The sequence below is a fragment of the Pseudomonas sp. R-28-1W-6 genome (assembly GCF_009799925.1).
Taxonomy (GTDB): domain Bacteria; phylum Pseudomonadota; class Gammaproteobacteria; order Pseudomonadales; family Pseudomonadaceae; genus Aquipseudomonas.
On sequence record NZ_WELK01000016.1, the window covers coordinates 1 to 26615 of the forward strand.

At 64.0% G+C, this 26615-nt stretch carries 20 protein-coding genes and 1 tRNA gene; 5 read left to right on the forward strand and 16 right to left on the reverse strand.

All coding sequences use genetic code 11. The features are described 5' to 3' along the window. Positions 1-167: 167 nt before the first annotated feature. Both gltX and F3I62_RS19140 read right to left on the reverse strand, forming a co-directional pair. Positions 168-1649, reverse strand: a complete 1482-nt coding sequence (gene gltX / locus F3I62_RS19135) for a glutamate--tRNA ligase (protein WP_160491242.1) — start codon at positions 1647-1649, stop codon at positions 168-170. 41 nt (positions 1650-1690) lie between these two features. Further along, positions 1691-2605, reverse strand: coding sequence for a LysR family transcriptional regulator (locus F3I62_RS19140; protein WP_160491243.1), 915 nt, complete (start codon positions 2603-2605; stop codon positions 1691-1693). A 105-nt stretch (positions 2606-2710) separates the two neighbouring features. Here F3I62_RS19140 and F3I62_RS19145 point away from each other — a divergent pair, with 105 nt between their 5' ends. Genes F3I62_RS19145 through F3I62_RS19155 form a run of 3 tightly spaced genes read left to right on the forward strand, consistent with a single transcriptional unit; the run spans position 2711 to position 6249 of the window. Continuing rightward, on the forward strand, positions 2711-3760 hold the full coding sequence (locus F3I62_RS19145; protein WP_160491244.1) for an HlyD family secretion protein: 1050 nt from the start codon (positions 2711-2713) through the stop codon (positions 3758-3760). 49 nt (positions 3761-3809) lie between these two features. Beyond that, complete coding sequence (locus F3I62_RS19150; protein WP_160491293.1) at positions 3810-5300, forward strand: MDR family MFS transporter; 1491 nt, start codon at positions 3810-3812, stop codon at positions 5298-5300. 49 nt (positions 5301-5349) lie between these two features. Continuing rightward, a complete protein-coding gene (locus F3I62_RS19155; protein WP_160491245.1) occupies positions 5350-6249 on the forward strand; it encodes an EamA family transporter in 900 nt (299 codons plus the stop codon). Positions 6250-6410: 161 nt separating this feature from the next. Here F3I62_RS19155 and uvrB read toward each other — a convergent pair whose 3' ends face one another. After that, positions 6411-8426, reverse strand: coding sequence for an excinuclease ABC subunit UvrB (uvrB, locus tag F3I62_RS19160; protein ID WP_160491246.1), 2016 nt, complete (start codon positions 8424-8426; stop codon positions 6411-6413). Between the two features lie 188 nt (positions 8427-8614). On the opposite strand from uvrB, the gene F3I62_RS19165 reads away from it, so the two are divergent. Together F3I62_RS19165 and F3I62_RS19170 are read left to right on the forward strand one after the other, a co-directional pair. After that, positions 8615-9811, forward strand: coding sequence for an amino acid aminotransferase (locus tag F3I62_RS19165; protein WP_160491247.1), 1197 nt, complete (start codon positions 8615-8617; stop codon positions 9809-9811). 67 nt (positions 9812-9878) lie between these two features. After that, a tRNA-Asn gene (locus F3I62_RS19170) sits at positions 9879-9954 on the forward strand. A gap of 262 nt (positions 9955-10216) precedes the next feature. On the opposite strand, the gene F3I62_RS19175 is transcribed toward F3I62_RS19170, so the two are convergent. From F3I62_RS19175 to gyrA, 13 genes are all read right to left on the reverse strand, one after another. Then, positions 10217-10549, reverse strand: a complete 333-nt coding sequence (locus F3I62_RS19175; protein WP_160491248.1) for a helix-hairpin-helix domain-containing protein — start codon at positions 10547-10549, stop codon at positions 10217-10219. Between the two features lie 90 nt (positions 10550-10639). Further along, complete coding sequence (locus tag F3I62_RS19180) at positions 10640-12640, reverse strand: nucleoside-diphosphate sugar epimerase/dehydratase (RefSeq protein WP_160491249.1); 2001 nt, start codon at positions 12638-12640, stop codon at positions 10640-10642. 47 nt (positions 12641-12687) lie between these two features. Continuing rightward, positions 12688-13695 carry a glycosyltransferase family 4 protein gene (locus F3I62_RS19185; RefSeq protein ID WP_178122538.1) on the reverse strand — a complete coding sequence of 336 codons (1008 nt, stop codon included), beginning with the start codon at positions 13693-13695 and terminating at the stop codon, positions 12688-12690. Beyond that, entirely contained in the window at positions 13692-14657 is a 966-nt protein-coding gene (locus F3I62_RS19190) for an SDR family oxidoreductase (RefSeq protein ID WP_160491250.1), read from the reverse strand. The genes F3I62_RS19185 and F3I62_RS19190 overlap by 4 nt, the downstream gene beginning before the upstream one ends. A 154-nt stretch (positions 14658-14811) precedes the next feature. Continuing rightward, complete coding sequence (locus tag F3I62_RS19195; protein ID WP_160491251.1) at positions 14812-15099, reverse strand: lipopolysaccharide assembly protein LapA domain-containing protein; 288 nt, start codon at positions 15097-15099, stop codon at positions 14812-14814. 21 nt (positions 15100-15120) lie between these two features. Next, positions 15121-15405, reverse strand: a complete 285-nt coding sequence (ihfB, locus tag F3I62_RS19200; protein WP_137971639.1) for an integration host factor subunit beta — start codon at positions 15403-15405, stop codon at positions 15121-15123. A gap of 269 nt (positions 15406-15674) precedes the next feature. Beyond that, positions 15675-17360 (reverse strand): 30S ribosomal protein S1, encoded by a 1686-nt coding sequence (rpsA, locus tag F3I62_RS19205; protein ID WP_160081459.1) that lies wholly within the window; start codon positions 17358-17360, stop codon positions 15675-15677. Positions 17361-17502: 142 nt separating this feature from the next. Then, entirely contained in the window at positions 17503-18192 is a 690-nt protein-coding gene (gene cmk / locus F3I62_RS19210; RefSeq protein WP_160491252.1) for a (d)CMP kinase, read from the reverse strand. Continuing rightward, on the reverse strand, positions 18189-20420 hold the full coding sequence (locus F3I62_RS19215) for a bifunctional prephenate dehydrogenase/3-phosphoshikimate 1-carboxyvinyltransferase (protein ID WP_160491253.1): 2232 nt from the start codon (positions 20418-20420) through the stop codon (positions 18189-18191). The genes cmk and F3I62_RS19215 overlap by 4 nt, the downstream gene beginning before the upstream one ends. A 4-nt stretch (positions 20421-20424) precedes the next feature. After that, positions 20425-21537 (reverse strand): histidinol-phosphate transaminase, encoded by a 1113-nt coding sequence (gene hisC / locus F3I62_RS19220; protein WP_160491254.1) that lies wholly within the window; start codon positions 21535-21537, stop codon positions 20425-20427. A 9-nt stretch (positions 21538-21546) separates the two neighbouring features. Next, positions 21547-22644: a prephenate dehydratase gene (gene pheA, locus F3I62_RS19225; RefSeq protein ID WP_160491255.1), complete on the reverse strand. Its 1098-nt coding sequence runs from the start codon at positions 22642-22644 to the stop codon at positions 21547-21549. Continuing rightward, a complete protein-coding gene (gene serC / locus F3I62_RS19230; protein ID WP_160491256.1) occupies positions 22644-23729 on the reverse strand; it encodes a 3-phosphoserine/phosphohydroxythreonine transaminase in 1086 nt (361 codons plus the stop codon). The genes pheA and serC overlap by 1 nt, the downstream gene beginning before the upstream one ends. Before the next feature lie 7 nt (positions 23730-23736). After that, positions 23737-26538 carry a DNA gyrase subunit A gene (gene gyrA / locus F3I62_RS19235; protein WP_160491257.1) on the reverse strand — a complete coding sequence of 934 codons (2802 nt, stop codon included), beginning with the start codon at positions 26536-26538 and terminating at the stop codon, positions 23737-23739. Positions 26539-26615 lie beyond the last annotated feature (77 nt).

Sequence of the window (26615 nt, forward strand, 5' to 3'; positions counted from 1 at the left end):
ACCGTCGACCTCTTGCATGCCATGCAAGCGCTCTCCCAGCTGAGCTATAGCCCCGTCGCGTTGGACGGGGCGCATATTAGGGGCGAGGGCCTGGGCTGTCAACACTATTTTTCATTCGACCCTAATCTTTTTTGCCGAAAGAACAACCACTTACCCTCACCCACCGCTCAGCGGAAAGATTCCAGCAGCTTCTTCCACTCCTTGCTTTCGCCGTTGCTGACGCCGCCCAGCAGCTCGATGGCCTGGCGCAGACGGAAGCGCGACAGGTCGGCGCCGAGGATTTCCATGGCGTCCAGCACCGACACCGAACTGGCCTTGCCGGTGATGGCCGGGAAGATCAGCGGCATCAGGTCGCGCAGCTTGAGGCCGAGGCCCGCGCAGACGAACTGGATGCTCTCGGTGATCTTCTCCTTGTCCCACTGGCGCAGCGCTTCCAGCTCCCACAGCAGCAGCTGCAGGGCCTGACGCACCTGGTCCGGCGCGAGCTTCTTGTGCGCCAGCAGCCCAGCATCCAGCTGCACGCCGCCGCTGAAGAAGAAGCTGGCCAGCGGCGCGATGTCGCTGAAGGTCTCGACCCGCTGCTGCACATGGGGGGCGATCTGCATCAGGTACTGGGAATTGAACGCCCAGTCCTGCACGCGCCGGGCAAACTGCTCGACCGGCAGCTCGCGCAGCCACTGGCCGTTGAGCCAGGACAGCTTCTCCACGTCGAAGATCGGCCCGCCGAGGGACACACGCGACAGGTCGAAGTGCTCAATCATCTCGGCCAGGGAGAACTTCTCGCGCTCGTCCGGCATCGACCAGCCCATGCGCCCCAGGTAGTTGAGCAGCGCCTCGGGCATGAAGCCCATGCGCTCGTAGAAGGTGATGCAGGTGGGGTTCTTGCGTTTGGACAGCTTGCTCTTGTCCGGATTGCGCAGCAGCGGCATGTAGCACAGCTTGGGCTGCTCCCAGCCGAAGTACTCGTACAGCTTGATCAGCTTGGGCGCCGACGGCAGCCACTCCTCGCCACGCAGGACGTGGCTGATCTCCATCAGGTGGTCGTCGACCACGTTGGCCAGGAAGTAGGTGGGCAGGCCGTCGGCCTTCATCAGCACCTGCATGTCCATGCGATCCCAGGGGATCTCCACGTCGCCACGCAGCATGTCCGGCACCACGCAGACGCCCTCGCTCGGCACCTTCATGCGTACCACGTGGGATTCGCCGGCAGCGATGCGCTGCTGCGCCACGTCCGCGGCGAGGTGCATGCAGTGACCGTCGTAGCGCGGGGTTTCCTTCTTCGCCATCTGCTCGGCGCGCACCTGATCCAGGCGCTCGGCGGAGCAGAAGCAGGGGAACGCATGGCCCTTCTCGACCAGCTCGTCCGAGTATTTCTTGTAGATCGCGCCGCGCTCGCTCTGCCGATACGGGCCGTGCGGGCCGCCGACGTCCGGACCCTCATTCCACTCGATGCCCAGCCAGCGCAGGGCGTCGAAGATCTGCTGCTCGGACTCGCGAGTCGAACGCAGCTGATCGGTGTCCTCGATGCGCAGGATGAACTCGCCGCCGTGCTGACGGGCGAAACACAGGTTGAACAGGGCGATATAGGCGGTACCGACGTGCGGGTCACCGGTGGGCGACGGCGCAATGCGAGTGCGGACTTTGGTCATGGCGGGTCTCGGAACAATGAAGCGAAACGGATGGGAAGAACTCAGGGGCGCGATGTTAACAGGCCCGCCCCTGGCGGCTCCAGCAGACTGCTGCGCGGCAGGCTGGCCATGAGGAAGTCGAGGAAGGTCTTGACCTTCATCGCCTGGAAACGCCGCGAGGGATAGACCGCATACAGCTCGCCAACCGGCAGCCGGGCATCGGGCAGCAACGCCACCAGGCGACCGTTTTGCACGGCTTCTTCGGTAATCATCAGCGGCAGTGTGGCAATCCCGGCACCCGCCAGGGCCGCCTCGCGGGCCAGGGTGATGTTGTTGCAGGACAGCACGCGCTGGCAGGCAATGTGCTCACCGAGCAGCGGCCAGTAGCGTGGCGAGTCCTGCGGCAGGATGATCGCCCGGTGACCTGCCAGATCCTCGATGCACTGCGGCATTCCCTGCAATTCCAGGTACTCCGGGCTGGCGTACAGATGCCGCCTGGTCTCAAACAGCTTGCGCGCAATCAGGGTGGAGTCATGGGGCTGGCCGACCTGGATGGTGATATCCACCCCCTCCTCCACCGGGTCGACATCGCGCGAGGTCAGCTCCACCTCGGCACTGATCTGCGGATACTGGCGCATGAAGCGCCCCAATACGCTACCCAGGAACAACTGGCCGAACTCGATGGGCGCGGTGATCCGCAGCAGCCCGGACGGTTCCTGCTGCAGCTGCATCACCGCCTGCTCGGCCTCCGCAAAGTCGAGCATGATCTGCCGGCAACGCTCGTAGTAGGCCTGCCCCACTTCAGTCAGGCGCAGCTTGCGCGTGGTGCGATTGAGCAGGCGCACACCGAGGCGCTCTTCGAGCAGGGCGATGCGCCGGCTGACCGTGGACTTCTGCATGCCCAGGCTCTGCGCCGCCTGGGTGAAGCTGTGGCATTCCACCACGCGGGTGAAGATCAAGGCATCATCGAGGCCCATTATTGTTCCCTATAAGCAACAAAGCATGCCGATTCTAGCGGCTATAACACTGAGGGCAACACTGTTAGATTTGCTTACACTTACGCCAGCCGTTTGAGCCCCGCCATGCCCGCAAAACTGCAACGCCGCCTGTCCGTGTTCCTCGCCCTCGTCGCCCTGATCGCCCTGGCCCTGCTCGGCCACTGGCTGCTGGTCGGACGCTTCCACGAGAGCACCGACAACGCCTATGTGCAGGGCGAGATCACCCGCGTGTCCAGCCAGCTCGGCGCGCGCATCGAGCAGGTACTGGTGCAGGACAACCAGCACGTGGAACAGGGTCAGCTGCTGGCCACCCTGGAAAGCGCCGACTTCCAGCTGGCCCTCGACCGCGCCCGCGCCGCCCTGGCCACCCGCGAGGCCGAGCTGGCCCAGGCGCAAAGCCGCCTAACCCAGCAGGCCAGCCTGATCGCCGCCAGCCGCGCCGATGTCGGCGCCAGCCAGGCCACTTTGAGCCGCACGCAGATCGACCTGTCGCGCGCCCAGACCCTGCGCAAGCCCGGCTATGTCTCCGAGGAGCGGGTCACCACCCTGGCCGCCGACAGCCGCGTCGCCCTGTCCCAGGTCGCCAAGGCCGAGGCGGACCTGAGCGCCCAGCGCCAGCAGGTCGACGCCCTGAGCGCCGAGGTCAAGCGCCTCGAGGCGCAGATCGCCAACGCCCGTGCCGACATCGCCCAGGCCGAGCTGAACCTGGCCCGCACGCAGATCCACGCCCCCATCGGCGGCATCGTCGGCCAGCGCTCGGCGCGCAACGGCCAGGTGGTGCAGGCCGGCGCCTACCTGCTGTCGATCGTGCCGAACGACGACATCTGGGTGCAGGCCAACTTCAAGGAAACCCAGATCGGCCGCATGCAGCCCGGGCAAACAGCCGAACTGACCTTCGACGCCTACCCCGACACGCCGATCGAAGCCCGCATCGACAGCCTGTTCGCCGCCTCCGGCGCGCAGTTCAGCCTGCTGCCGCCGGACAACGCCACCGGCAACTTCACCAAGGTGGTGCAGCGCATCCCGGTGAAGCTGACCTTTGCTGCGGACAACCCGCTGCAGGGCAAGATCCGTCCGGGCATGTCGGTCGAGGTCAAGGTCGACATCCGCGGCGACCAACGCCATGGCGGCTGATGAACTGATCCGCCCCGTCGGCGAACCCAGCCGGCGCGACTGGATTGCGGTGATGAGCGCCATGCTTGGCGCCTTCATGGCGGTGCTGGACATCCAGATCACCAACTCCTCGCTGAAGGACATCCAGGGCGCGTTGTCGGCCACCCTGGAGGAAGGCTCGTGGATTTCCACCTCCTACCTCGTCGCGGAGATCATCATGATCCCGCTCACCGCCTGGCTGGTGCAGCTGCTCTCGGCGCGGCGCCTGGCGGTGTGGGTGTCGCTGGGCTTTCTCGCCTCATCCCTGCTCTGCTCGATGGCCTGGAACCTGGAGAGCATGATCGTATTCCGCGCCCTGCAGGGCTTCACCGGCGGCGCACTGATCCCGCTGGCCTTCACCCTGACCCTGATCAAGCTGCCGGAACACCACCGTGCCAAGGGCATGGCGCTGTTCGCCATCACCGCCACCTTCGCCCCGTCCATCGGCCCTACCCTGGGCGGCTGGCTGACCGAGAACTGGGGCTGGGAATACATCTTCTACATCAACGTGCCGCCGGGCCTGCTGATGATCGCCGGGCTGCTGTACGGCCTGGAGAAGAAGGCACCACATTGGCAACTGCTGAAAAGCACCGACTACGGCGGCATCCTCACCCTGGGCCTGGGCCTGGGCTGCCTGCAGGTGTTCCTCGAGGAAGGCCACCGCAAGGACTGGCTGGAATCCAGCCTGATCGTCGGCCTCGGCTCGGTCGCGCTGATCAGTCTGTGCCTGTTCGTGATCCTGCAGTTTTCCCGCGACAACCCGCTGATCAACCTGCGCATCCTGCGCGAGCGCAACTTCGGCCTGACCAGCATCGCCAGCCTGGGCATGGGCCTGGGCCTGTACGGCTCGATCTACCTGCTGCCGCTGTACCTGGCGCAGATCCAGAACTACAGCGCCCTGCAGATCGGCGAAGTGATCATGTGGATGGGCCTGCCGCAGCTGTTCATCATCCCGCTGGTGCCGCTGCTGATGAAGGTGGTTCCGCCCAAGCTGCTGTGCGCCCTGGGTTTCGGCCTGTTCGGCTTCTCCAGCTTCGCCTCCGGGGTGCTCAACCCGGACTTCGCCGGCGAACAGTTCAACCACATCCAGATCATCCGCGCCCTCGGCCAGCCGATGATCATGGTCACCGTCTCGCTGATCGCCACCGCCTACATCCAGGCCCAGGACGCCGGTTCCGCCTCCAGCCTGTTCAACATCCTGCGCAACCTCGGCGGCGCCATCGGCATCGCCCTGCTCGCCACCCTGCTCGACAGCCGCAGCAAGGCCTACTCCGACTACCTGCGCGAGGCCCTGGTACCGAGCAATCCGCAGGTCAGCGAGCGCCTGGCCCTGCTCACCGAGAAGCTCGGCAGCGAGCAGGCGGCACTGGGCAAACTGAGCGAAATCGCCCACCAGCAGGCCAGCATCATGGCCTACAATGACGCCTTCCATTTCGTCGGCCTGGCGCTGGGCATCAGCATGATCGCCGTGCTCCTGACCCGCGCACTGCCACCGGGCACCACCGGCGGCGCTGCCCACTGACAAACCGGCACGCCGCCACGAGCGGCGCGTCGACGCTCAAGGTTCCGCAATGCCCGCTTCCACCACGCGCACCCGCTCCCTGCTGCTGATCGCGGCTTTCCTGGTCATCTATGTCGGCTGGGGCACCACCTACCTGGCCAACCACTTCCTCCTGCGCGAGCTGCCACCCTTCGTCATCGGCACCCTGCGCTTTCTCTGCGCCGGCGTGCTGGCCCTGCTCTGGGCGCTGGGGCGTGGCGACACGCAGATGCAGGCGGGCAACTGGGGCAGCGCCCTGATCGGTGGCCTGCTGCTGATCGCCTTCGGCCAGGGCGCACTGATCTACGCCAACCAGCACCTGCCCACCGGCCTGCTGGCGATGCTCTACACCAGCCTGCCGCTGTGGAGCGTGGCCCTGGAATGGCTGCTCGGCGAACGCCCGCCGTTCTGGGCGCTGCTGGGTCTGGCCCTGGCCAGCGGCGGCATTGTGCTGCTGATGGGCAATGGCCTGGGCGCCGAGAGCGGCGTGCTGCAATGGTTTTCCGGCGGCCTGACGCTGCTCGCCACCCTGCTCTGGGCCATCGGCGCCTGGTGGATGCGCCAGCGTCCACCGTTCCGTTCCAGCTGGCTGGGGCTGAGCCTGCAGATGCTGATCGGCGCCGCGATTCTCGCCGGCCTGGCCCTGTTCGAAGGCGACTGGCAGGCGCTGCACCTCGACGAACTGAGCGGTAGCGGCTGGCTCTGGCTGGCCTATCTGGTGCTGCCGGTCAGCCTGGGCGTGTACCCGGCGTATTTCTGGCTGCTGCGCGAGGTGCGCCCGAGCCTGGTGTCGACCTTCGCCTTCGTCAACCCGGTGGTGGCGCTGCTGCTCGGTTACCTGATCCTCGGCGAACAGCTCAGCCTCAGCGCCGGCCTGGCCTGCCTGGCGACCCTGACCGGGGTGTCGCTGATCATCCTGGGTCGGCGCTGAGACCCCGTCTCGGACTCTCTTGATCGTCGACCATGCTGCGTTGAAATTGGGCTCGGACTGCTCATTTACACCTCGTAAACTCCGCGTCCTCGCCCAATTCCGCCTTGCCTGGCCCTAGCTCAAGAGCCCCGAAACGGGTTCTGAAGCACCTGCACCGCGGATCAAACCTGCAGCAGCCGCTCGCGCAGCTTGTGGATTTCGTCGCGCAGCTGCGCGGCGGCCTCAAACTCCAGGTCGCGGGCCAGCTGGTACATCTTCTCCTCCAGCTGGCGAATGCGCTTGCCGATCTCGCTCGGCGAACGCAGCTCGGCTTCGTAGCGCGCGCTTTCCTCGGCGGCCTTGGCCATGCCCTTGCGCTTGTTGCTGCGCGAACCGGGCACGGTGGCGCCTTCGAGGATGTCCTGGATGTCCTTCTTCACCCCCCGGGGCACGATGCCGTTGGCTTCGTTGAAGGCGATCTGCTTGTTGCGCCGGCGCTCGGTCTCGCCGATGGCACGCTCCATGGAACCGGTCATGCGATCGGCATAGAGGATCGCCCGACCATTGAGGTTGCGCGCGGCGCGGCCGATGGTCTGGATCAGCGAGCGCTCGGAGCGCAGGAAGCCTTCCTTGTCCGCATCGAGAATCGCCACCAGCGACACCTCGGGCATGTCCAGGCCTTCGCGCAGCAGGTTGATCCCCACCAGCACGTCAAACGCCCCGGTGCGCAGGTCGCGGATGATCTCCACCCGCTCCACCGTATCGATGTCCGAGTGCAGGTAGCGCACCTTGACCCCGTGATCGCCCAGGTAGTCGGTGAGGTCCTCGGCCATGCGCTTGGTCAGGGTGGTGACCAGCACGCGCTCCTCGACCGCCACCCGCTTGGTGATTTCCGAGAGCAGGTCGTCGACCTGGGTGCGTGCCGGGCGTACCTCGATCTGTGGGTCGACCAGCCCGGTCGGGCGCACCACCTGCTCGACCACCCGCCCGGCATGCTCGGCCTCGTAGGGCCCCGGCGTGGCAGAGACGAAGATGGTCTGCGGGCTGGCCGCCTCCCATTCCTCGAAACGCATCGGCCGGTTGTCCAGCGCCGAAGGCAGGCGGAAGCCATACTCGACCAGGGTTTCCTTGCGCGAGCGGTCGCCCTTGTACATGGCACCGACCTGCGGCACCGACACGTGGGACTCGTCGATCACCAGCAGCGCCTGGTCCGGCAGGTAGTCATACAGGGTCGGCGGCGGCTCGCCTGGGCCGCGCCCGGAGAGGTAGCGCGAGTAGTTCTCGATGCCGTTGCAGTAGCCCAGTTCGAGGATCATCTCCAGGTCGAAACGGGTGCGCTGCTCCAGACGCTGCGCCTCCACCAGCTTGTTGTTGGCGCGCAAGTATTCCAGGCGCTCGGCCAGTTCGACCTTGATCTTCTCCACCGCCTCCAGCAGCACCTCGCGCGGGGTGACGTAGTGGCTCTTGGGGTAGAAGGTGAAGCGCGGCAGCTTGCGGATCACCTCGCCGGTCAGCGGATCGAAGGCCGAGATGCTTTCCACCTCGTCGTCGAACAGCTCTATGCGAATGGCTTCCAGATCGGATTCGGCCGGGAAGATATCGATCACATCGCCGCGTACGCGGAAGGTGGCGCGGGCGAAGTCCATGTCGTTGCGGGTGTACTGCAGGTCGGCCAGGCGGCGCAGCAGCGCGCGCTGGTCCAGCTTGTCGCCACGGTCGACGTGCAACACCATCTTCAGGTAGCTCTCGGGGCTACCCAGACCGTAGATGCACGACACGGTGGTGACGATGATCGCGTCCGGGCGCTCGAGCAGGGCCTTGGTCGCCGACAGGCGCATCTGCTCGATATGGTCGTTGATCGAGGCATCCTTCTCGATGAAGGTGTCCGAGGACGGCACATAGGCCTCGGGCTGGTAGTAGTCGTAATAGGAGACGAAATACTCCACCGCGTTGTTCGGGAAGAAGCTCTTGAACTCGCCATACAGCTGCGCGGCCAGGGTCTTGTTCGGCGCCAGCACCAGGGTCGGGCGCTGGATCTGGGCGATCACGTTGGCGATGCTGAAGGTCTTGCCCGAACCGGTCACGCCGAGCAGGGTCTGGTGCGACAGACCGGCCTGCAGCCCCTCGACCAGCTGGCGGATGGCCTCCGGCTGGTCGCCGGCCGGCTTGAAGCGGGTGACGAGCTGAAAATCCGACATCGGCGAACCTCGGCAAACAACTGTGACGCGACGCGATGGCGGGCGTCACAGCTAACGCAATAAAGCATGTGAGCGATATCGCCCCATGCAACCTTGGCCGCTATAATACCGGCCCGTCCGGGCAACCCCTAGCCTCAGTCGTCGCAGGGTATTGCCACCCCCCTACTTCCTCTCCGAGCTGCCGCATCATGAGTCTGTTCTCTGCCGTCGAAATGGCACCGCGCGACCCGATTCTGGGCCTGAATGAAGCCTTCAACGCCGATCCCCGCGCCACCAAGGTCAACCTTGGCGTGGGCGTCTACTTCACCGAGGAAGGACGGATTCCGCTGCTGCGCGCCGTCGCCGAGGCCGAGAAAGCCCGCATCGAGGCCCATGCGCCGCGCGGCTACCTACCGATCGAAGGCATCGCCGCCTATGACAGCGCCGTGCAGAAACTGCTGTTCGGTGCCGATTCCGCCCTGCTGGCCGAAGGCCGCGTGGTCACCACCCAGGCCGTCGGCGGTACCGGCGCACTGAAGACCGGCGCCGACTTCCTCAAGCGCCTGCTGCCGAATGCCGTGGTCGCCATCAGCGACCCGAGCTGGGAAAACCACCGCGCGCTGTTCGAGTCCGCCGGTTTCCCGGTGCAGAACTACCGCTACTACGACGCCGCCACCCATGGCGTGAACCGCGCCGGCCTGCTGGAAGACCTGCAGAACCTGCCGGCCCGCTCCGTGGTCGTGCTGCACGCCTGCTGCCACAACCCGACCGGCGTCGACCTGTCGCTGGACGACTGGAAAGCCGTGCTGGAAGTGCTGCGCGAGCGTGAGCACGTGCCCTTCCTCGACATCGCCTACCAGGGCTTCGGTGACGGCATCGAGCAGGACGCCTTCGCCGTGCGCCTGTTCGCCGAGTCCGGCCTGCCGTTCTTCGTCTCCAGCTCCTTCTCCAAGTCCTTCTCGCTGTATGGCGAGCGTGTCGGCGCGCTGTCCATCGTCACCGCCTCCAAGGAAGAAGCCGGCCGCGTGCTGTCGCAGGCCAAGCGCGTAATCCGCACCAACTACTCCAACCCGCCGACCCACGGTGCCACCGTGGTCGCCAGCGTGCTCAACAGCCCCGAGCTGCGCGCCCTGTGGGAAGAGGAACTGGGCGAGATGCGCCAGCGCATTCGCGACATGCGCCTGGCCATGGTCGAACAGCTGGCCGCCCTCGGCGCCAAGCGCGACTTCAGCTTCGTTGCCCGCCAGCGCGGCATGTTCTCCTACTCCGGCCTGACCGCCGAGCAGGTGGAACGCCTGAAGAACGAGTTCGCCATCTACGCAGTCGGCACCGGGCGCATCTGCGTCGCCGCACTCAACCGCAGCAACCTGGACGCCGTGACCAAGGCCATCGTTCAGGTCCTCTGAAAAAATCCGGGAAGTCCTCACAAGGTGTTGACTTCCCCTTTTTAATCAGTAGGATACGCACCGCAGTTCCGCGATAGCTCAGTCGGTAGAGCAAATGACTGTTAATCATTGGGTCCCTGGTTCGAGTCCAGGTCGCGGAGCCAAATTCAAAAGCCTCAGGTGAAAACCTGGGGCTTTTTTATTGCTTGCCGGATTCTCACCAGGGACTGCGCCCCAGGTTATTCGCTTCGCTCACCCCTTCAGGGCCGCGCTAAAGCGCGTTCAGCTGCGCTGTCGAGTCCGAATTTGCCCGCGATAATTATCCATCACCTCGCAGGGCAGCTTCAGCCCCACGGCAGACAACCGAAGCGCAGCCACAAAAAAGCCGGTCAACGACCGGCTTTTACCACCCGGCGACACGCCGCGTCAGTTCACACTCAATCTGTCGCGATTCTTCTCCAGAGTGGCCGCACCAATGCCCTTGACCTCCAGCAACTCGTCAACCGAGGCGAACGGGCCATTGGCCGTACGGTGATCGACAATGGCCTGGGCCTTGACCTTGCCAATACCCACCAGGCCACTTTCCAAGGCAGGCACATCGGCGGTATTCAGATTGACGCGCGCCACCTCGGCAACAACCGCAGCTTGGTTTGCATCGACGGAAGAAGGTTGGCTGGTGACCGGCTCCGCCGCGAAGACAGCGGCAGACAGGGTGGCAAGGCAGGAAAATAACAGGATGGACAGATCTTTCTTGAGCATTGCAAAGTTCCTTTTGCTATTGATAGGCGTGGCGTACTCCTGCCACGCTTTCAAGCTAGTTGCTGCAACGGCCCTGTCAAACCGGCAAGCTCAATGTTCTGTGCGGCGCTGCACATGAATCCAATCGACAATCTCACCCTCTGGACAGTAACCGTTGACGGTCTCGCGCAGCAGCTGGCGAACCCGGTCGTAATCGTCCCGCTCCAACGCCTGAAGCAGCGCCTCAAGCACTGCCTTCATGGCATCCCAGGGCAAGCTCTCTTCGGCGGCACGCATAATCATCGGATGGCAAGTCGGATTGACGTTATCGCCGATCAGCAGCTCCTCATACAGCTTCTCGCCGGGCCTCAACCCGGTGAACTCGATACGGATGTCACCCTGCAAGTTGTCCTCGGCATCAACGCTGAGTCCGGACAAATGGATCATCTTCTCGGCCAGATCGAGAATCTTCACCGGCTGCCCCATATCCAGGACAAACACCTCGCCGCCCTGCGCCATGGCTCCAGCCTGGATTACCAGCTGGGCGGCCTCCGGAATGGTCATGAAGTAGCGGGTCATGGCCGGATGCGTCACCGTAACCGGTCCGCCACGCTTGATCTGCTCACGGAACAGCGGAATGACCGAACCGGAGGATCCCAACACATTGCCAAAGCGCACCATGCTGAAGCGGGTCTTGTTGACCCGATGCAGGTTAGCCCGATCCGCAAACAGAATCGGCGCGGACTCCCGACTCAAGGCCTGCAAGAGCATTTCTGCCAGGCGCTTGGTGCTGCCCATGACATTGGTCGGGCGGACGGCCTTGTCGGTAGATATCAGCACGAAGTGCTCGACACCGGCCTTCAGCGCAGCCTGCGCCGCATGCAAAGTCCCTAGCACGTTGTTGAGCACGCCTTCGGCAATATTGTGCTCAACCATCGGCACATGCTTATAGGCCGCTGCGTGGTAAACCGTATCGACTCCCCAGGACAGCATCACATTCTGCAGGCGCTCGGGAGCGCGCACAGTCCCCAGGATCGGCACGAGCCTGACGGGCAGGGATTCGCGACGCCCCCTCGCCTCCAGCTCGGCATGAATGCTGTACAGATTGAATTCGCCATGATCGAAAAGGATCAGAGTCTTCGGCGAGCAGCCGAGGATCTGCCGGCACAACTCCGCCCCTATGGAACCGCCAGCACCGGTCACCAACACCACCCGCCCACGAATACACAGCTCGAACAGCGCCATCTGCGGGGGCACTGCATCACGGCCGAGCAAATCCGCGATATCGACCTCCTGAATATCCTCGACCTTAACCCGGCCGCTGGCCAAATCCAGAATGTCCGGGACCGAACGGATATGCAGGGGGAAGGCTTCCAGGTAGTGCAGGATTTCTCGGCGCCGAGTCCGCGTCGCCGACGGAATCGCGAGCAGGATCTCCTGGGCACCGGTCTCGCCGATCATCTGCTCGATATATTTGGGTTTGTAGACCTTCAACCCCGAGATGACCCGAAAGGAAATACTCGGGTCATCGTCGATGAAAGCCACCGGACGCATGGCGCGCCCAGAACGCAGGGCCGCTGCCAGCTGGTTGCCGGCAGTCCCCGCCCCGTAGATGGCCACCTTGGGCAACCCATCATCACGCCCCATCAGGTTCATGGCGTGGCGCACGTTGAACCAGTCACCCATGAAGTATTGGCGCATGACCAGGCGCAACCCGCCCGCCATCACCAGACTGAGCCACCAGTAATTGAACACCAGCGAACGCGGCACTACCGCCCGCACATCGTGATGCCAGTACACCAATAGCGCCAGGAACAAGGCTGCGACGGTAACCGAACGGAAGATGGTGAGCAGGGCATCATTGCCCAGATAGCGCAGAACGGCTCGATACATTCCCAGGCGAATATATACCGGGATAGCCAACAGGGGGGCCGCCACAAACAGCCACAAATGATCGCCGAACGGATTGACCAGCCGATCCGAACCCAAGCGAACCCAGAAGGCCAGCCACAGCGCCAGCCAGGTAATAGCCACATCCGCGGCAACCTGGACGAGACGCTTGTAGCGACGCGGCCAGCGCAATAACCAGGTGCGCAAAGTCAGAGGATCCATGTCTATTCTCGTTATTATTCTCGAACGCGATCAACCGTTACAGCGCTTCAGCCATCCAGGCCTGCCCTGAAGTGCAGCGCCAGCCAGATCAGCGGCAGGTAAGCCAGGAAAACTCCCGCAAGCCCTTCGCCCCCTTGCGCGACCCAGCAGGCAACAGGTAATAGCCAGAATATATTGATCGCCGCGACAGCCAAAGTCACGGGCAGGTGCCGCCCATAGTGACGGGCAGCATGCTGATAGGCATGGCTGCGATGCGCCTCATAGATTTTCTCCCCCCGAGCAAGGCGCCGTCCCAGCGTCAACGTCGCATCGACGACAAACACCCCCAGCAGGATCAGCCATACCCACAACAGACCTGGATCGCTCAGGGCCGCCTGCAGAGACAACATGCCGAGAATAAGGCCCAGGTAACCACTGCCAGCATCACCCATAAATATCCGCGCCGGCGGGAAATTCCAGACCAGAAAACCACTGGCGGCCAGAGCCAGCAGCAGCGGTAGCAGCAGCGCATCCCACAACCCCAGCCAGGCATACAACAATGCGACACCCAGCCCAACAGTGAGCGCCTCGACACCGGCAAGGCCATCTATGCCATCCATGAAGTTGTAGAGATTGAGTAGCCAGACCAGATAGAGCACAGCCAGGGCAAAACCGCCCCAACCGAGATCGACGACCACCCCCAGCACCTGGAGATCAGGCGCCCCACCCAGGAATGCCAGCGCCCAGATGGCCGCGACGAAATGTGCCAGCAGGCGCCAACGCGCCGCCAGGGAGAGGTGATCATCGACAAAGCCCGCCAGGGCAACCAGCCCCCCCGCCCCCAACAATGCCCACAGGTGCATCATGGACAATGCGCCCACCCAGCTAGCCCAAGGCAGCGCCAAGGAGAAGGCCAACACTATGGCCAAACCACCGCCACGCGGTGTCGGTTGCGTATGGGAACTGCGCGAATTGGGGATATCCAGCACATTGCGCAAGAGCGCATAGCGACGCAGCCCCCACGTCATCAGCAACGCCCCAAGAAATACCGTGGGTAATGACCACAGCACCATCATGCCGATTGGCGCTCGAGAAAATAGTCGGCCGTCTGCTGCAACACCACGGCACTAGACACCGGAGGGCGCCAGCCAAGGCGCTCACAGGTCTTTTTCATGTCGACCCGCAGTGAACCACACAACCGCTGCCCCATACCCCGACGCCCCAGCATGGTCGCCAACGAGCGCAACAGCCAAGCCGGAATAGGCAGCAGGCGTGCAGGCCGACACAAGGCCGACGCAACCCGGCGCAACAGCTCTGAGCTAGACAGGTCCTCGCCATCGCTAACCAGGAAAACCTGGTTGGCCGCTGCCGGATGAACCAGACAAAGCTCGATCAGATCAACCAGATTCGGCAAGGCCACCAGGCTACGACCGTTATGAATGGCTCCCAACGGCAAAGGCCAGCCCTTACTCAACCAGGTCATCATGCTGAGAAAATTGGCACCGACGCCCGGTCCGTAGACCAGCGGTGGTCGCACGATGACGACTTCCAACCCCGTATCCGAGGCCAGTTGCAGCAACCCCTGCTCGGCCTCGAACTTGGAGATGGCATAAGGATCGGCGGGAGTCGGTCGGTCATCGGCACGAAAGCTGGAACCCGCAGCGGTTTCCTCACCATTGACCTTGATCGTACTAATGAACACAAAGCGCTTCACCCCGGCCCGTACCGCGGCCTGCGCCAGGCCTAGCGTTCCCTGCACATTGACCTGGCGGAACGCCGGCAGCGGGTCGCTACCGCGCTCCGCCAGTACATGCACCCGGGCTGCACAATGCACGATCACTGCAGTACCCTGCAAAACTGCAGCATCAATGCCATCCTGCGCCAGATCCCCCAGCTCGAGCGTCTCGACTGCAGGACCTGCGGAATATTTCCCGGCGCAGCGTAGGCCAGCCACGACCTGCAACGCAGGATTCAAGCGCAAATGCTCGACCAGAGCGCGCCCGACAAACCCTCCTGCACCAGTGACCAGAACACGCATTCGCCTAAAGCCCCTACCTGCACCCAACAAGAAAAATCGGAATAGACGGCAGAGCACCCAAAAACCGCCGACCCAAGGGAAGCACACGCCACCGTCGGTGTGACCAAGAAAGACTTAAGGTACGCAACGACGTCGTCGCGAAGAATTCGCTGGACTATTCCCTGGTCTCGGCCTGCTGTCGCCGCAACAGCAGCAGATCGCGCTGCTGGCGCGCTATGCGTAGGCGCAGACTGCCCAGCAGCCAGAGATTGAGCAGCAGGGAAAACGCCACACCGAGGATGAAAGCGACGGACATCAGCACCGCGACGGGAAGCTCGGGGGTCAACCAGCCGAGGAACACCAGATGGCTTTGCTGGCGGTTTTCCAGCACGAACACCAGCACGGCCAGCGCCACCAGCAACAGCCCGCCCAGCAATAGCCAACGCTTCAAATAGCTCAGCATGCCAGCCCCCGCGAGACGAACTCATTCATCTTCGTTGACCCGGTCACGCAGCTCCTTCCCCGGCTTGAAGTGCGGGACGAATTTGCCGTCCAGACGCACCGACTCGCCGGTCTTCGGATTGCGACCGACACGTGGCGCCCGATAGTGCAGGGAAAAACTGCCAAAACCGCGGATCTCAATGCGATCCCCGGTGGCCAGAGCCTGCGACATTTGTTCCAACATGGTCTTGATCGCCAGCTCAACATCCTTTGAGGACAGCAACCCCTGATGGGTGACAATGCGCTCGATCAACTCCGACTTGGTCATGGTTTTCCCTTCTTTTTCAAGCGGCTAGATCACTAGATAGGAAGGTTTTAGCATGCTGGTCAGCTTTTGAACAGCCTATAAAACAAGGTGTTAGCGCAAAATCGCAGTAGCCGGGCAAGATAGTTCGCCGTGCACCGTTTTCGCCGCATGGCGCTGCCGCGCAGCGGCGCCGGAAGCCACCCACGGCCCGGCGCCAAGCCGCTTTCCGGAAAAATCGACAGGCACAAAAAAGGGCGACCGAAGTCGCCCTTTTCCTGATCAACCTGAACTTAGTTCTGGTTCATCTGCGCGCGGATCAGATCACCAATGGTGGTCGGACCGGTGCTTTCAACTTCTTGCTTGGTACGCAGCTCTTTCATCGCATCCTTTTCGTCTTCGACGTCTTTGGACTTGATGGACAGGCTGATTACGCGGCTCTTGCGGTCGATGCTGATGATCTTGGCTTCGACCTCGTCGCCTTCCTTCAGCACGTTGCGCGCGTCTTCAACGCGGTCACGGCTGATTTCGGAGGCCTTCAGGGTCGCTTCGATATCGTTGCCCAGATCGATGATGGCGCCTTTGGCGTCAACTTCTTTCACGGTGCCACGAACGATGGTGCCCTTCTCGTTGAGCGAGGCGTAGTTGGAGAACGGATCGTCTTCCAGCTGCTTGATGCCCAGGGAGATGCGCTCGCGCTCCGGATCAACGGAGAGGATGACGGTTTCCAGCTCGTCGCCCTTCTTGAAACGACGCACGGCTTCTTCGCCCACTTCGTTCCAGGAGATGTCGGACAGGTGAACCAGACCGTCGATGCCACCGTCCAGACCAATGAAGATACCGAAATCGGTGATCGACTTGATGGTGCCGGAGATCTTGTCGCCCTTGTTGAACTGGCCAGAGAAGTCTTCCCATGGGTTCGACTTGCACTGCTTGATGCCCAGGGAGATACGACGACGCTCTTCGTCGATGTCGAGCACCTGAACTTCCACTTCGTCGCCGACGTTAACGACTTTGGACGGGTGGATGTTCTTGTTGGTCCAATCCATCTCGGACACGTGCACCAGGCCTTCAACGCCTTCTTCCAGCTCAGCGAAGCAGCCGTAGTCGGTCAGGTTGGTGACCTTGGCGGTGACACGAGTGCCTTCCGGGTAACGCGCCTTGATGGCAACCCATGGGTCTTCGCCCAGCTGCTTCAGGCCCAGGGAGACGCGGTTGCGCTCGCGGTCGTACTTGAGGATCTTGACGTCGATCTCGTCGCCAACGTTGACGATCTCGGACGGGTGCTTGATACGCTTCCAGGCCATGTCGGTGATGTGCAGCAGACCATCGACGCCGCCCAGGTCAACGAACGCACCGTAGTCGGTGAGGTTCTTGACGATACCTTTGACCTGCTGGCCTTCCTGCAGGGATTCCAGCAGAGCTTCGCGCTCGGCGCTGTTCTCGGCTTCCAGCACGCTGCGGCGGGAAACGACAACGTTGTTGCGCTTCTGGTCCAGCTTGATGACCTTGAACTCGAGCTCTTTGCCTTCCAGGTGAGTGGTATCACGCACCGGACGGACATCGACCAGGGAACCCGGCAGGAACGCACGGATGCCGTTAACGTCGACAGTGAAGCCGCCCTTAACCTTACCGTTGATAACGCCCTTGACCACTTCTTCAGCGGCGAAAGCTGCTTCCAGAACGATCCAGCACTCAGCACGCTTGGCTTTTTCGCGGGACAGCTTGGTTTCACCAAAGCCATCTTCAACCGCGTCCAGCGCCACGTGAACTTCATCACCAACGTTGATGGCCAGTTCGCCAGCATCGTTGTAGAACTGTTCAAGCGGGATCAGGCCTTCGGACTTCAGACCAGCGTGGACGGTTACCCAGCCAGCTTGATAGTCGATGTCGACAATGATCGCGGTGATGATCGCGCCAGCCTGAAGATTAAGAGTCTTTAGGCTTTCTTCAAAAAGTTCTGCAAAGCTTTCGCTCATGTTGATTCCTGTTGATCAAGGGCAGGGAATCTGCCCAAACCACACTCCAGACAATGTGGGTTCGTGATGTAAAAAGAGGCCTGCAGGACGTTGACTGGTCTCCTGCACGCCTCCTTGTCGACCGCGTGAGTGCGGTCTTTTACTACCCGGCGAGATCGCGATTGGCGACCTCGCTGAGAATTCTTTCCAGTACCTGCTCGATGGACAGCTCAGTGGAATCCAGCTGAATGGCATCGACTGCCGGCTTCAGTGGCGCCACTGCGCGCTGCATGTCACGCTCATCACGTGCACGAATCTCGTCTAGCAGACTCGGCAGGCTAACACCTTCCACTTTGCCTTTCAACTGCAGATAGCGCCGACGGGCGCGCTCCTCGGCACTGGCGGTGAGGAAGATCTTCAGCGGCGCCTCGGGAAACACCACCGTGCCCATGTCACGACCGTCCGCCACCAGGCCCGGCGCCTCGCGGAAGGCGCGCTGGCGCTGCAGCAGCGCATCGCGCACCGCCGGCAAGGCGGCGACCTGGGAAGCGCCGGCGCCGACCTGCTCGTTGCGGATGTCGTCGGTCACTTCCTCGCCTTCGAGGATGATGCGCTGGCCGTGACCGCCGCTGGCGGCGATGAACTGCACGTCCAGGTGAGCCGCCAGGGTCTTCAGCGCCTCTTCATTGGTCAGGTCGATGCCATGATTGCGCGCGGCGAAGGCCAGCAGGCGGTACAGCGCGCCGGAGTCCAGCAGGTTCCAGCCCAGCTGGCGCGCCAGCAGGCCGGCCACCGTGCCTTTGCCCGAGCCGCTCGGCCCGTCGATGGTGATCACCGTCGCCAAGCCAGTCATGCCTTGCCCTCTTCCGCCACGCGGATACCGGCCTGAGCGGCCAGACCGAGGAAATTGGGGAACGAGGTGGCCACGTTGGCGCAGTCATGGATGCGGATCGGCGCGGTGGCGCGCAGCGAGGCCACGCTGAAGGACATGGCGATGCGGTGGTCGCCGTGGCTCCATACCTCGCCGCCACCAATCGGACCGCCGTCGATGATGATGCCGTCCGGGGTCGGCTCGGCCTTCACGCCCAGGGCGAGCAGGCCGTCGGCCATCACCTGGATGCGATCGGATTCCTTGACCCGCAGCTCCTCGGCGCCGCGCAGCACGGTGCGCCCTTCGGCGCAGGCGGCGGCGATGAACAGCACTGGGAATTCGTCGATGGCCAGCGGCACCAGGTCTTCGGGAATGTCGATGCCTTTCAGCTTGGCGGCGCGCACGCGCAGATCCGCCACCGGTTCGCCACCCACCTCGCGCTGGTTTTCCAGGGAGATATCGGCGCCCATCAGCTTGAGGATATCGATCACCCCGGTACGGGTCGGGTTGATGCCGACGTGCTCCAGCACCAGCTCGGAACCCTCGGCGATGCTCGCCGCCACCAGGAAGAAGGCCGCCGAAGAGATGTCCGCCGGGACTTCGATGTGGGTGGCGCTGAGCTTGTGCCCGGACTCGACGCGAGCCACGCTGCCGTCCACCGCCACCGGGTAGCCGAAGCCACGCAGCATGCGCTCGGTATGGTCGCGGGTCGGCGCCGGCTCGGTCACCGCGGTTTCACCGGCGGCATACAGCCCGGCCAGGAGCAGGCAGGACTTGACCTGGGCGCTGGCCATCGGCATTTCGTAATGCATGCCGGTCAGGCGTTGACCACCCTTGATGGTCAGCGGCGGACGCCCTTCCGGGCCGGTCTCGATGATCGCGCCCATCTCGCGCAGCGGCTTGGCCACGCGATTCATCGGGCGTTTGGACAGCGAGGCATCACCGGTCAGGGTGGTGTCGAACGGCTGCCCGGCAAGCAGGCCGGACAGCAGGCGCATGGACGTCCCCGAGTTGCCCACATAGAGCGGGCCGGGCGGCGGCTTGAGGCCATTGAGGCCGACCCCGTGAATGGTCACCCGGCCATGGTGCGGCCCCTCGATGACCACGCCCATGTCGCGGAACGCCTGCAGGGTGGCCAGTGCATCCTCGCCTTCGAGGAAGCCCTCCACCTCGGTGGTGCCCTCAGCCAGCGAGCCGAGCATGATCGAGCGGTGGGAAATCGACTTGTCGCCCGGCACGCGGATGCGGCCGGACAGGGAGCCACCAGGATTGGCGAGGAAAATCAGGTCGTTCGAATGCATGGCGTCCACATAGGCCCGACGGGCCAGGATTTTACTGAAATGCTCGCGGGCAACCCGGGCGCGGGTGAACACGCCCAACAGTTGATGCCCGTCCCCTGCGTCAACCGCGTCGCGCAGGGCGTCGAGATCGTCGCGAAATGCATCAAGGGTGCGCAGCACCGCCTCGCGATTGGCGAGGAAGATGTCGTGCCACATCACCGGATCGCTGCCGGCAATCCGCGTGAAGTCGCGGAAACCGCCGGCGGCGTAACGGAAAATTTCCAGGTTCTCGCTGCGCTTGGCCAGCGAGTCGACCAGGGTAAAGGCCAGCAGATGCGGCAAATGGCTGGTGGCGGCCAGCACCTGGTCGTGGTGCTCGACCTGCATGTGCTCGACATCCGCACCCAGCGCGCGCCACAGCCCGTCGATCAGCGCCAGGGCAGCCGGATCGGTCGAATCCAGCGGCGTCAGGATCACCTTGTGGCGCCGGAACAGGCCGGCATTGGCCGCCTCCACCCCGCTCTGCTCGGAGCCGGCGATCGGATGGCCCGGCACGAAGCGCGGGTTGTCGCCCGCAAAGGCCAGGCGCGCCGCGCGCACCACGTTGCCTTTGGCGCTGCCGACATCGGTGAGCAGCGCATCACCCAGATCGAACCTGGCCAGCTGCGCCAGCAGCTTCTCCATGGCCAGGATAGGCACCGCCAGCTGGATCACCGCCGCCCCCTGACAGGCGGCCGCCAGATCGGTTTCGCAGCGATCGACCACCCCCAGCTCCACGGCCAAGCGCCGCGACTCGGCATCCAGGTCGACGCCGACCACCTCGCCGAACAGCCCCTTCTCGCGCATGCCCTTGGCAAACGAGCCACCGATCAGGCCCAGACCGACCACCACCAGGCGGCCGAGCTTGGCAGGCACGGATGGCGCAGACATGACCTCAGCCACGCGCAAGCACCTGCCCCAGCACGTCAAGGAAGCGGGCGTTTTCCGCCTGGGTGCCGATGGACACGCGCAGGAAGGTCGGCATGCCGTAACCGGCCACCGGACGCACTATCACCCCGGCCTGCAGCAGCGCCTGATTGATCGGCGCCGCATCGCGGGCGAAATCCACCGCGATGAAATTGCCCTTGGAGGCGATCCAGCTCAGCCCCAGCGCGGCCAGGCCGGCCTCCAACTGGGCCATGCCGGCATCGTTGCACTGCCGGCTTGCCGCCAGGTAGTCGGCATCCTCCAGCGCGGCACAGGCGGCGCTCAGGGCCAGGCTGTTGACGTTGAACGGCTGGCGCACGCGGTTGAGCACATCGGCCACCTGCGGCGAGGACAGCGCATAGCCGACCCGCAGCGAGGCCAGGCCATAGGCCTTGGAGAAGGTGCGCGATACCAGCAGATTGGGGTAGCGCGCCAGGTAGTCGAGGCCATCGGGCAGCTCGTCGCCCTCGGCGTATTCGATATAGGCCTCGTCCAGCACCACCAGCACGTCCTGCGGCACGCGGGCGAGGAAGCGCTCCAGCGCGTCCGGGCCGAACCAGGTGCCGGTCGGGTTGTTCGGGTTGGCGATGAACACCACGCGGGTATCGGCATCGATGGCGGCCAGCATGGCCTCCAGGTCGTGGCCATGGTCCCTGGCCGGCACCACCTTGCCCTGGGCGCCGACCGCCTGGGTGGCGATCGGGTAGACGGCGAAGGCGTACTGACTGAACACCGCGTTCAGCCCTGGCGCCAGCCAGGCACGGGCGACCAGGTCGAGGATGTCGTTGGAGCCGTTGCCCAGGGTCACCTGGTTCAGCTGCACGCCACAGCGCGCGGCCAGCCTCGACTTGAGTTCGAAGCCGTTGCCGTCCGGGTAGCGGGTCAGTTCGGCCAGCTCGGCGCGGATGGCTTGCAGCGCCTTCGGCGAGGGGCCCAGCGGGTTCTCGTTGCTGGCCAGCTTGACGATGCCGGCCGGGTCGAGATTCAGCTCGCGGGCCAGCTCGTCGACCGGCTTGCCCGGCACGTAGGGCGAGAGTTTCTGCACGCCCGGCACGGCACGGGCGAGGAAATCGCAACTCATGTGGGCTCCTTAGAGGACCGCTTTCGGGTAGGAACCCAGCACCTTGAGGGCCACGGCTTCCTGATTGATCTTTTCCAGCACGTCCTTGATCAGCGGGTCGCGGTGGTGACCGACGAAGTCGATGAAGAACACGTAGGTCCACTTGCCGCTGCGCGACGGACGGGTCTCGATGCGGGTCAGGTCGATGCCGTTGACGTGGAACGGCACCAGCAGTTCGTGCAGCGCGCCCGGCTTGTTGCTCATCGACACGATGATCGAGGTCTTGTCGTCGCCGGTCGGCGGCACTTCCTGATTACCGATGATGAGGAAGCGCGTGGAGTTGTCCGGACGATCCTCGATCTTCTCGAACAGTTTGCTCAGGCCATAGAGGTTCGCCGCCATATCACCGGCGATGGCCGCCGAGTTCCACTCGCTCTTCACCCGCTTGGCCGCTTCGGCGTTGCTCGAAACCGCCACGCGCTCGACGTTCGGGTAGTGCGCGTCCAGCCACTTGCGGCACTGAGCCAGGGACTGGGCATGGGAATAGATGCGGGTGATCTTGTCGGTCTTGGTGGTGTCGCCGACCAGCAGGTGATGGTGGATGCGCAGCTCCACCTCGCCGCAGATGACCATGTCGTGCTCGAGGAAGCTGTCGAGGGTATGGTTGACCGCCCCCTCGGTGGAGTTCTCCACCGGCACCACGCCGAAGTTGACCGCACCGGCGGCCACCTCGCGGAATACTTCGTCGATCGCCGCCATCGGCTGGCTGATCACCGCGTGACCGAAGTGCTTGAGCGCCGCGGCCTGGGAGAAGGTGCCTTCCGGGCCGAGGTAGGCGATCTTCAGCGGCTGCTCGAGGGCCAGGCAGGAGGACATGATCTCGCGGAACAGCCGCGCCACTTCCTCGTTGTCCAGCGGCCCCTTGTTCAGCTCCATGATGTGCTTGAGCACCCAGGCCTCGCGCTCGGGGCGATAGAACACCGGCTTCTCGCCAGCCGGCAGCGAGAGCATCTTCACCCGCGCCACTTCCTGGGCGCAGCGCGCGCGATCGCTGATCAGCTCGAGGATCTTCTCGTCCAGGCTGTCGATGCGAACGCGCAGCGCCTTGAGCTGATCGACGTCGCTCATCAGGCGTGCTCCTTCTCGAACTCCGCCATGTAGGCCACCAGGGCTTCCACCGCATCCAGGCCGGTGGCGTTGTAGAGGGAGGCACGCATGCCGCCCACCGAACGGTGGCCCTTGAGATTGAGCAGGTCGCGCGCCTCGGCACCGGCCAGGAAGGCCTTGTCCAGCTTCTCGTCGGCCAGGCGGAACGGCACGTTCATCCAGGAACGGGCGTTCCTGGCGATCGGGTTGCTGTAGAAGTCGCTGGCGTCGATGGCCTTGTACAGCAGGTCCTTCTTAGCCTTGTTGCGCTGCTCCATGGCGGCCACGCCGCCCTGCTCCTTGAGCCACTCGAAGACCAGGCCGGAGAGGTACCAGGAATAGGTCGCCGGGGTGTTGTACATCGAGCCGTTGTCGGCCGCGACCTTGTAGTTGAGCATGGTCGGGCAGATGCTGCGGGCACGACCCAGCAGGTCCTCACGGACGATGGTCACCACCAGGCCGCTGGGGCCGATGTTCTTCTGCGCGCCGGCGTAGATCAGGCCGAACCTGGACACGTCGATCTCGCGGGAGAGGATGTCCGAGGACATGTCCACCACCAGCGGGGTGTCGCCCACTTCCGGGACCCAGTCGAACTGCAGGCCACCGATGGTCTCGTTGCTGGCGTAGTGCAGGTAGGCGGCATCCTTCGACAGCTGCCACTCGTTCTGCCCCGGGATGGCGAAGTAGTCGTAGGCCTTGGCGCTGGCGGCGACGTTGACGTTGCCGTAGCGACTGGCTTCCTCGATGCTCTTCTTCGACCAGATGCCGGTGTCGATGTAGTCGGCGACGCCGTCTTCCGGCAGCAGGTTGAGGGCGATCTCGGCGAACTGCTGGCTGGCGCCACCCTGGAGGAACAACACCTTGTAGTCGTTCGGGATGCTCAGCAGGTCGCGCAGGTCCTGCTCGGCCTTCTCGGCGATAGCCACGTACTCGTCGCTGCGGTGGCTCATTTCCATCACGGAAAGGCCCTTGCCCTGCCAGTCGAGCATCTCGGCCTGGGCGCGTTCGAGTACCGCGGTGGGGAGCGCCGCCGGACCGGCGCAGAAGTTATGGGCTCGCTTGCTCACGTCAATCTCACTCTTCGTCGCTTGGGGCATCTACCGAGGCGTCGTCGCCCAGGTCGGCCGCGTCCACATCATCTTGCTCGGCAGCGGCGCCTTCGGCGAGCACTTCGCCGTTCAGCTCCCCACCTTCGCTCTCGTCGTCATCCACGCCGGACGGCTCCTGCACCCGCTCCAGGCCGACCAGGGTCTCGTCGGCGGCCAGCTTGATCAGGATCACGCCCTGGGTGTTGCGACCCAGGCAGCGCAGTTCGTCGACGCGGGTCCGCACCAGGGTGCCCTGGTCGGAAATCATCATGATCTCCTCGCCATTCTGCACCTGGATGGCACCGATCAGGTTGCCGTTGCGCTCGTTGATCACCATGGCGATCACGCCCTGGCCGCCACGCCCACGGCGCGGGAACTCGGCCATCTCGGTGCGTTTGCCGTAACCACGGGCCGAAGCGGTGAGGATCTGCGCGCCGGCTTCCGGAATCAGCATGGAAATGATGCGCTGGCCTTCCGGCAGGCGCATGCCGCGCACGCCGCGGGCGGTACGGCCCATGGTGCGCACCTTGCTTTCCTTGAAGCGGATGACCTTGCCGCCATCGGAGAACATCATCACTTCCCGCGCGCCGTCGGTCACGGCAGCGGCGATCAGGGTGTCGCCCTCTTCCAGGCGCAGGGCGATCAGGCCCGAGCTGCGCGGCTTGCTGAACTGCACCAGCGGAGTCTTCTTCACGGTACCGAAGGCGGTGGCCATGAACACGTAGGTGCCGGTCGGCTCGTCGGCGCTGTCGTCATCGGCGTCTTCGTCGTCGCCGACTTCTTCGCTGATTTCTTCCTGCTCGACCAGCACGCCTTCGATCACGTCGTCGCCGTCTTCACCTTCCGGCGCTTGCTGGCGCACGGCTTCCAGGTCGACCTGGAGCATCGCGGTGATGCGCTCGCCCTCGTCCAGCGGCAGCAGGTTGACCAGCGGACGGCCACGCGCGGTACGCGAGGCCTCCGGAATCTCGAAGGTACGCAGCCAGTAGACCTTGCCCTTGCTGGAGAACAGCAGCAGGGTGGCGTGGCTGTTGGCGACCAGCAGGTGTTCGATGTAGTCCTCGTCCTTCACCCCGGTGGCCGACTTGCCCTTGCCGCCGCGACGCTGGGCCTGGTAGGCGGCCAGCGGCTGGGACTTGGCGTAGCCGCCGTGGGAGATGGTCACCACGCGCTCTTCTTCGGTAATCAGGTCGGCGATGGTCAGATCGGTCTGCGAGGCCATGATCTCGGTGCGACGGGCGTCGCCGAACTCGGCCTTGACCTTCTCCAGCTCCTCGCGGATCACTTCCATCAGGCGCGTGGCACTGGTCAGGATGCGGATCAGCTCGCCGATCTGGGTGAGGATCTCCTGGTACTCGGCCAGCAGCTTCTCATGCTCCAGGCCGGTCAGGCGGTGCAGGCGCAGTTCGAGGATGGCCTGGGCCTGCTCGGGCGACAGGTAGTACTTGCCTTCGCGCAGACCGTATTGCGGATCGAGATCGTTCGGGCGGCAGGAATCGGCGCCGGCGCGCTCGACCATGGCCTCCACGGCGCTGGATTCCCAGGCGGCGGCGATCAGGCGCTCCTTGGCGTCGGCCGGGGTCGGCGAGGTCTTGATCAGCTCGATCACCGGGTCGATGTTGGACAGGGCAACCGCCTGGCCTTCGAGGATGTGGCCACGCTCACGGGCCTTGCGCAGCTCGTAGACGGTCCGCCGGGTCACCACTTCGCGGCGGTGACGGATGAACACCTCGAGCATGTCCTTGAGGTTCATCGTGCGCGGCTGGCCGTCGACCAGGGCCACCACGTTGATGCCGAACACGCTCTGCATCTGCGTCTGGGCGTAGAGGTTGTTGAGGATCACCTCCGGCACTTCGCCACGGCGCAGCTCGATGACCACGCGCATGCCGTCCTTGTCGGACTCGTCGCGCAGTTCGGTGATGCCTTCGAGCTTCTTCTCCTTGACCAGCTCGGCGATCTTCTCGATCAGCCGTGCCTTGTTCAGCTGGTATGGCAGCTCGGTGACGACGATCTGCTGGCGGCCACCGACCTTGTCGATGTCCTCGATCTCGGCACGGGCACGCATATAGATGCGGCCACGGCCGGTGCGGTAGGCCTCGATGATGCCGGCGCGACCGTTGATGATGCCCGCGGTGGGGAAGTCCGGGCCGGGGATGTACTGCATCAGTTCATCGACGGTGAGCTCGCCGTTGTCCATCAGCGCCAGGCAACCGTCGATCACTTCGGACAGGTTGTGCGGCGGGATGTTGGTCGCCATGCCCACGGCGATACCGCTGGAACCGTTGACCAGCAGGTTGGGGATCTTGGTCGGCATGACCGCCGGGATCTGCTCGGTGCCGTCATAGTTGGGCACCCAGTCGACGGTTTCCTTGTCCAGGTCGGCCAGCAGCTCATGGGCCAGCTTGGCCATGCGCACCTCGGTGTAGCGCATGGCCGCGGCATTGTCGCCGTCCACCGAACCGAAGTTGCCCTGGCCGTCGACCAGCATGTAGCGCAGCGAGAACGGCTGGGCCATGCGCACGATGGTGTCGTACACCGCCGTGTCGCCGTGCGGGTGGTACTTACCGATGACGTCACCGACCACACGGGCAGATTTCTTGTACGCCTTGTTCCAGTCGTTACCCAGCTCGCTCATCGCGAACAGCACGCGACGGTGCACGGGCTTCAGACCGTCGCGCGCATCCGGCAGGGCGCGGCCGACGATCACGCTCATCGCGTAGTCGAGGTAGGACTGTTTCAGCTCGTCTTCGATATTGACCGGGAGGATTTCTTTGGCCAGTTCGCCCATGAGAAGCCTGGTTCCTTTTTCTGGTGAAACCCCGTCGCACCCTTCCCGGGCGTGACCGGAGTCCGCCGTTGTCGCTC

Excerpts from the sequence above, each read along its gene's own strand:
- gltX (WP_160491242.1), bottom strand. The coding sequence starts at position 1,649 with ATGACCAAAGTCCGCACTCGCATTGCGCCGTCGCCCACCGGTGACCCG.
- F3I62_RS19140 (WP_160491243.1), bottom strand. The coding sequence starts at position 2,605 with ATGGGCCTCGATGATGCCTTGATCTTCACCCGCGTGGTGGAATGCCAC.
- F3I62_RS19145 (WP_160491244.1), top strand. The coding sequence starts at position 2,711 with ATGCCCGCAAAACTGCAACGCCGCCTGTCCGTGTTCCTCGCCCTCGTC.
- F3I62_RS19155 (WP_160491245.1), top strand. The coding sequence starts at position 5,350 with ATGCCCGCTTCCACCACGCGCACCCGCTCCCTGCTGCTGATCGCGGCT.
- uvrB (WP_160491246.1), bottom strand. The coding sequence starts at position 8,426 with ATGTCGGATTTTCAGCTCGTCACCCGCTTCAAGCCGGCCGGCGACCAG.
- F3I62_RS19165 (WP_160491247.1), top strand. The coding sequence starts at position 8,615 with ATGAGTCTGTTCTCTGCCGTCGAAATGGCACCGCGCGACCCGATTCTG.
- F3I62_RS19175 (WP_160491248.1), bottom strand. The coding sequence starts at position 10,549 with ATGCTCAAGAAAGATCTGTCCATCCTGTTATTTTCCTGCCTTGCCACC.
- F3I62_RS19180 (WP_160491249.1), bottom strand. The coding sequence starts at position 12,640 with ATGGATCCTCTGACTTTGCGCACCTGGTTATTGCGCTGGCCGCGTCGC.
- F3I62_RS19185 (WP_178122538.1), bottom strand. The coding sequence starts at position 13,695 with ATGATGGTGCTGTGGTCATTACCCACGGTATTTCTTGGGGCGTTGCTG.
- F3I62_RS19190 (WP_160491250.1), bottom strand. The coding sequence starts at position 14,657 with ATGCGTGTTCTGGTCACTGGTGCAGGAGGGTTTGTCGGGCGCGCTCTG.
- F3I62_RS19195 (WP_160491251.1), bottom strand. The coding sequence starts at position 15,099 with ATGCTGAGCTATTTGAAGCGTTGGCTATTGCTGGGCGGGCTGTTGCTG.
- ihfB (WP_137971639.1), bottom strand. The coding sequence starts at position 15,405 with ATGACCAAGTCGGAGTTGATCGAGCGCATTGTCACCCATCAGGGGTTG.
- rpsA (WP_160081459.1), bottom strand. The coding sequence starts at position 17,360 with ATGAGCGAAAGCTTTGCAGAACTTTTTGAAGAAAGCCTAAAGACTCTT.
- cmk (WP_160491252.1), bottom strand. The coding sequence starts at position 18,192 with ATGACTGGCTTGGCGACGGTGATCACCATCGACGGGCCGAGCGGCTCG.
- F3I62_RS19215 (WP_160491253.1), bottom strand. The coding sequence starts at position 20,420 with ATGTCTGCGCCATCCGTGCCTGCCAAGCTCGGCCGCCTGGTGGTGGTC.
- hisC (WP_160491254.1), bottom strand. The coding sequence starts at position 21,537 with ATGAGTTGCGATTTCCTCGCCCGTGCCGTGCCGGGCGTGCAGAAACTC.
- pheA (WP_160491255.1), bottom strand. The coding sequence starts at position 22,644 with ATGAGCGACGTCGATCAGCTCAAGGCGCTGCGCGTTCGCATCGACAGC.
- gyrA (WP_160491257.1), bottom strand. The coding sequence starts at position 26,538 with ATGGGCGAACTGGCCAAAGAAATCCTCCCGGTCAATATCGAAGACGAG.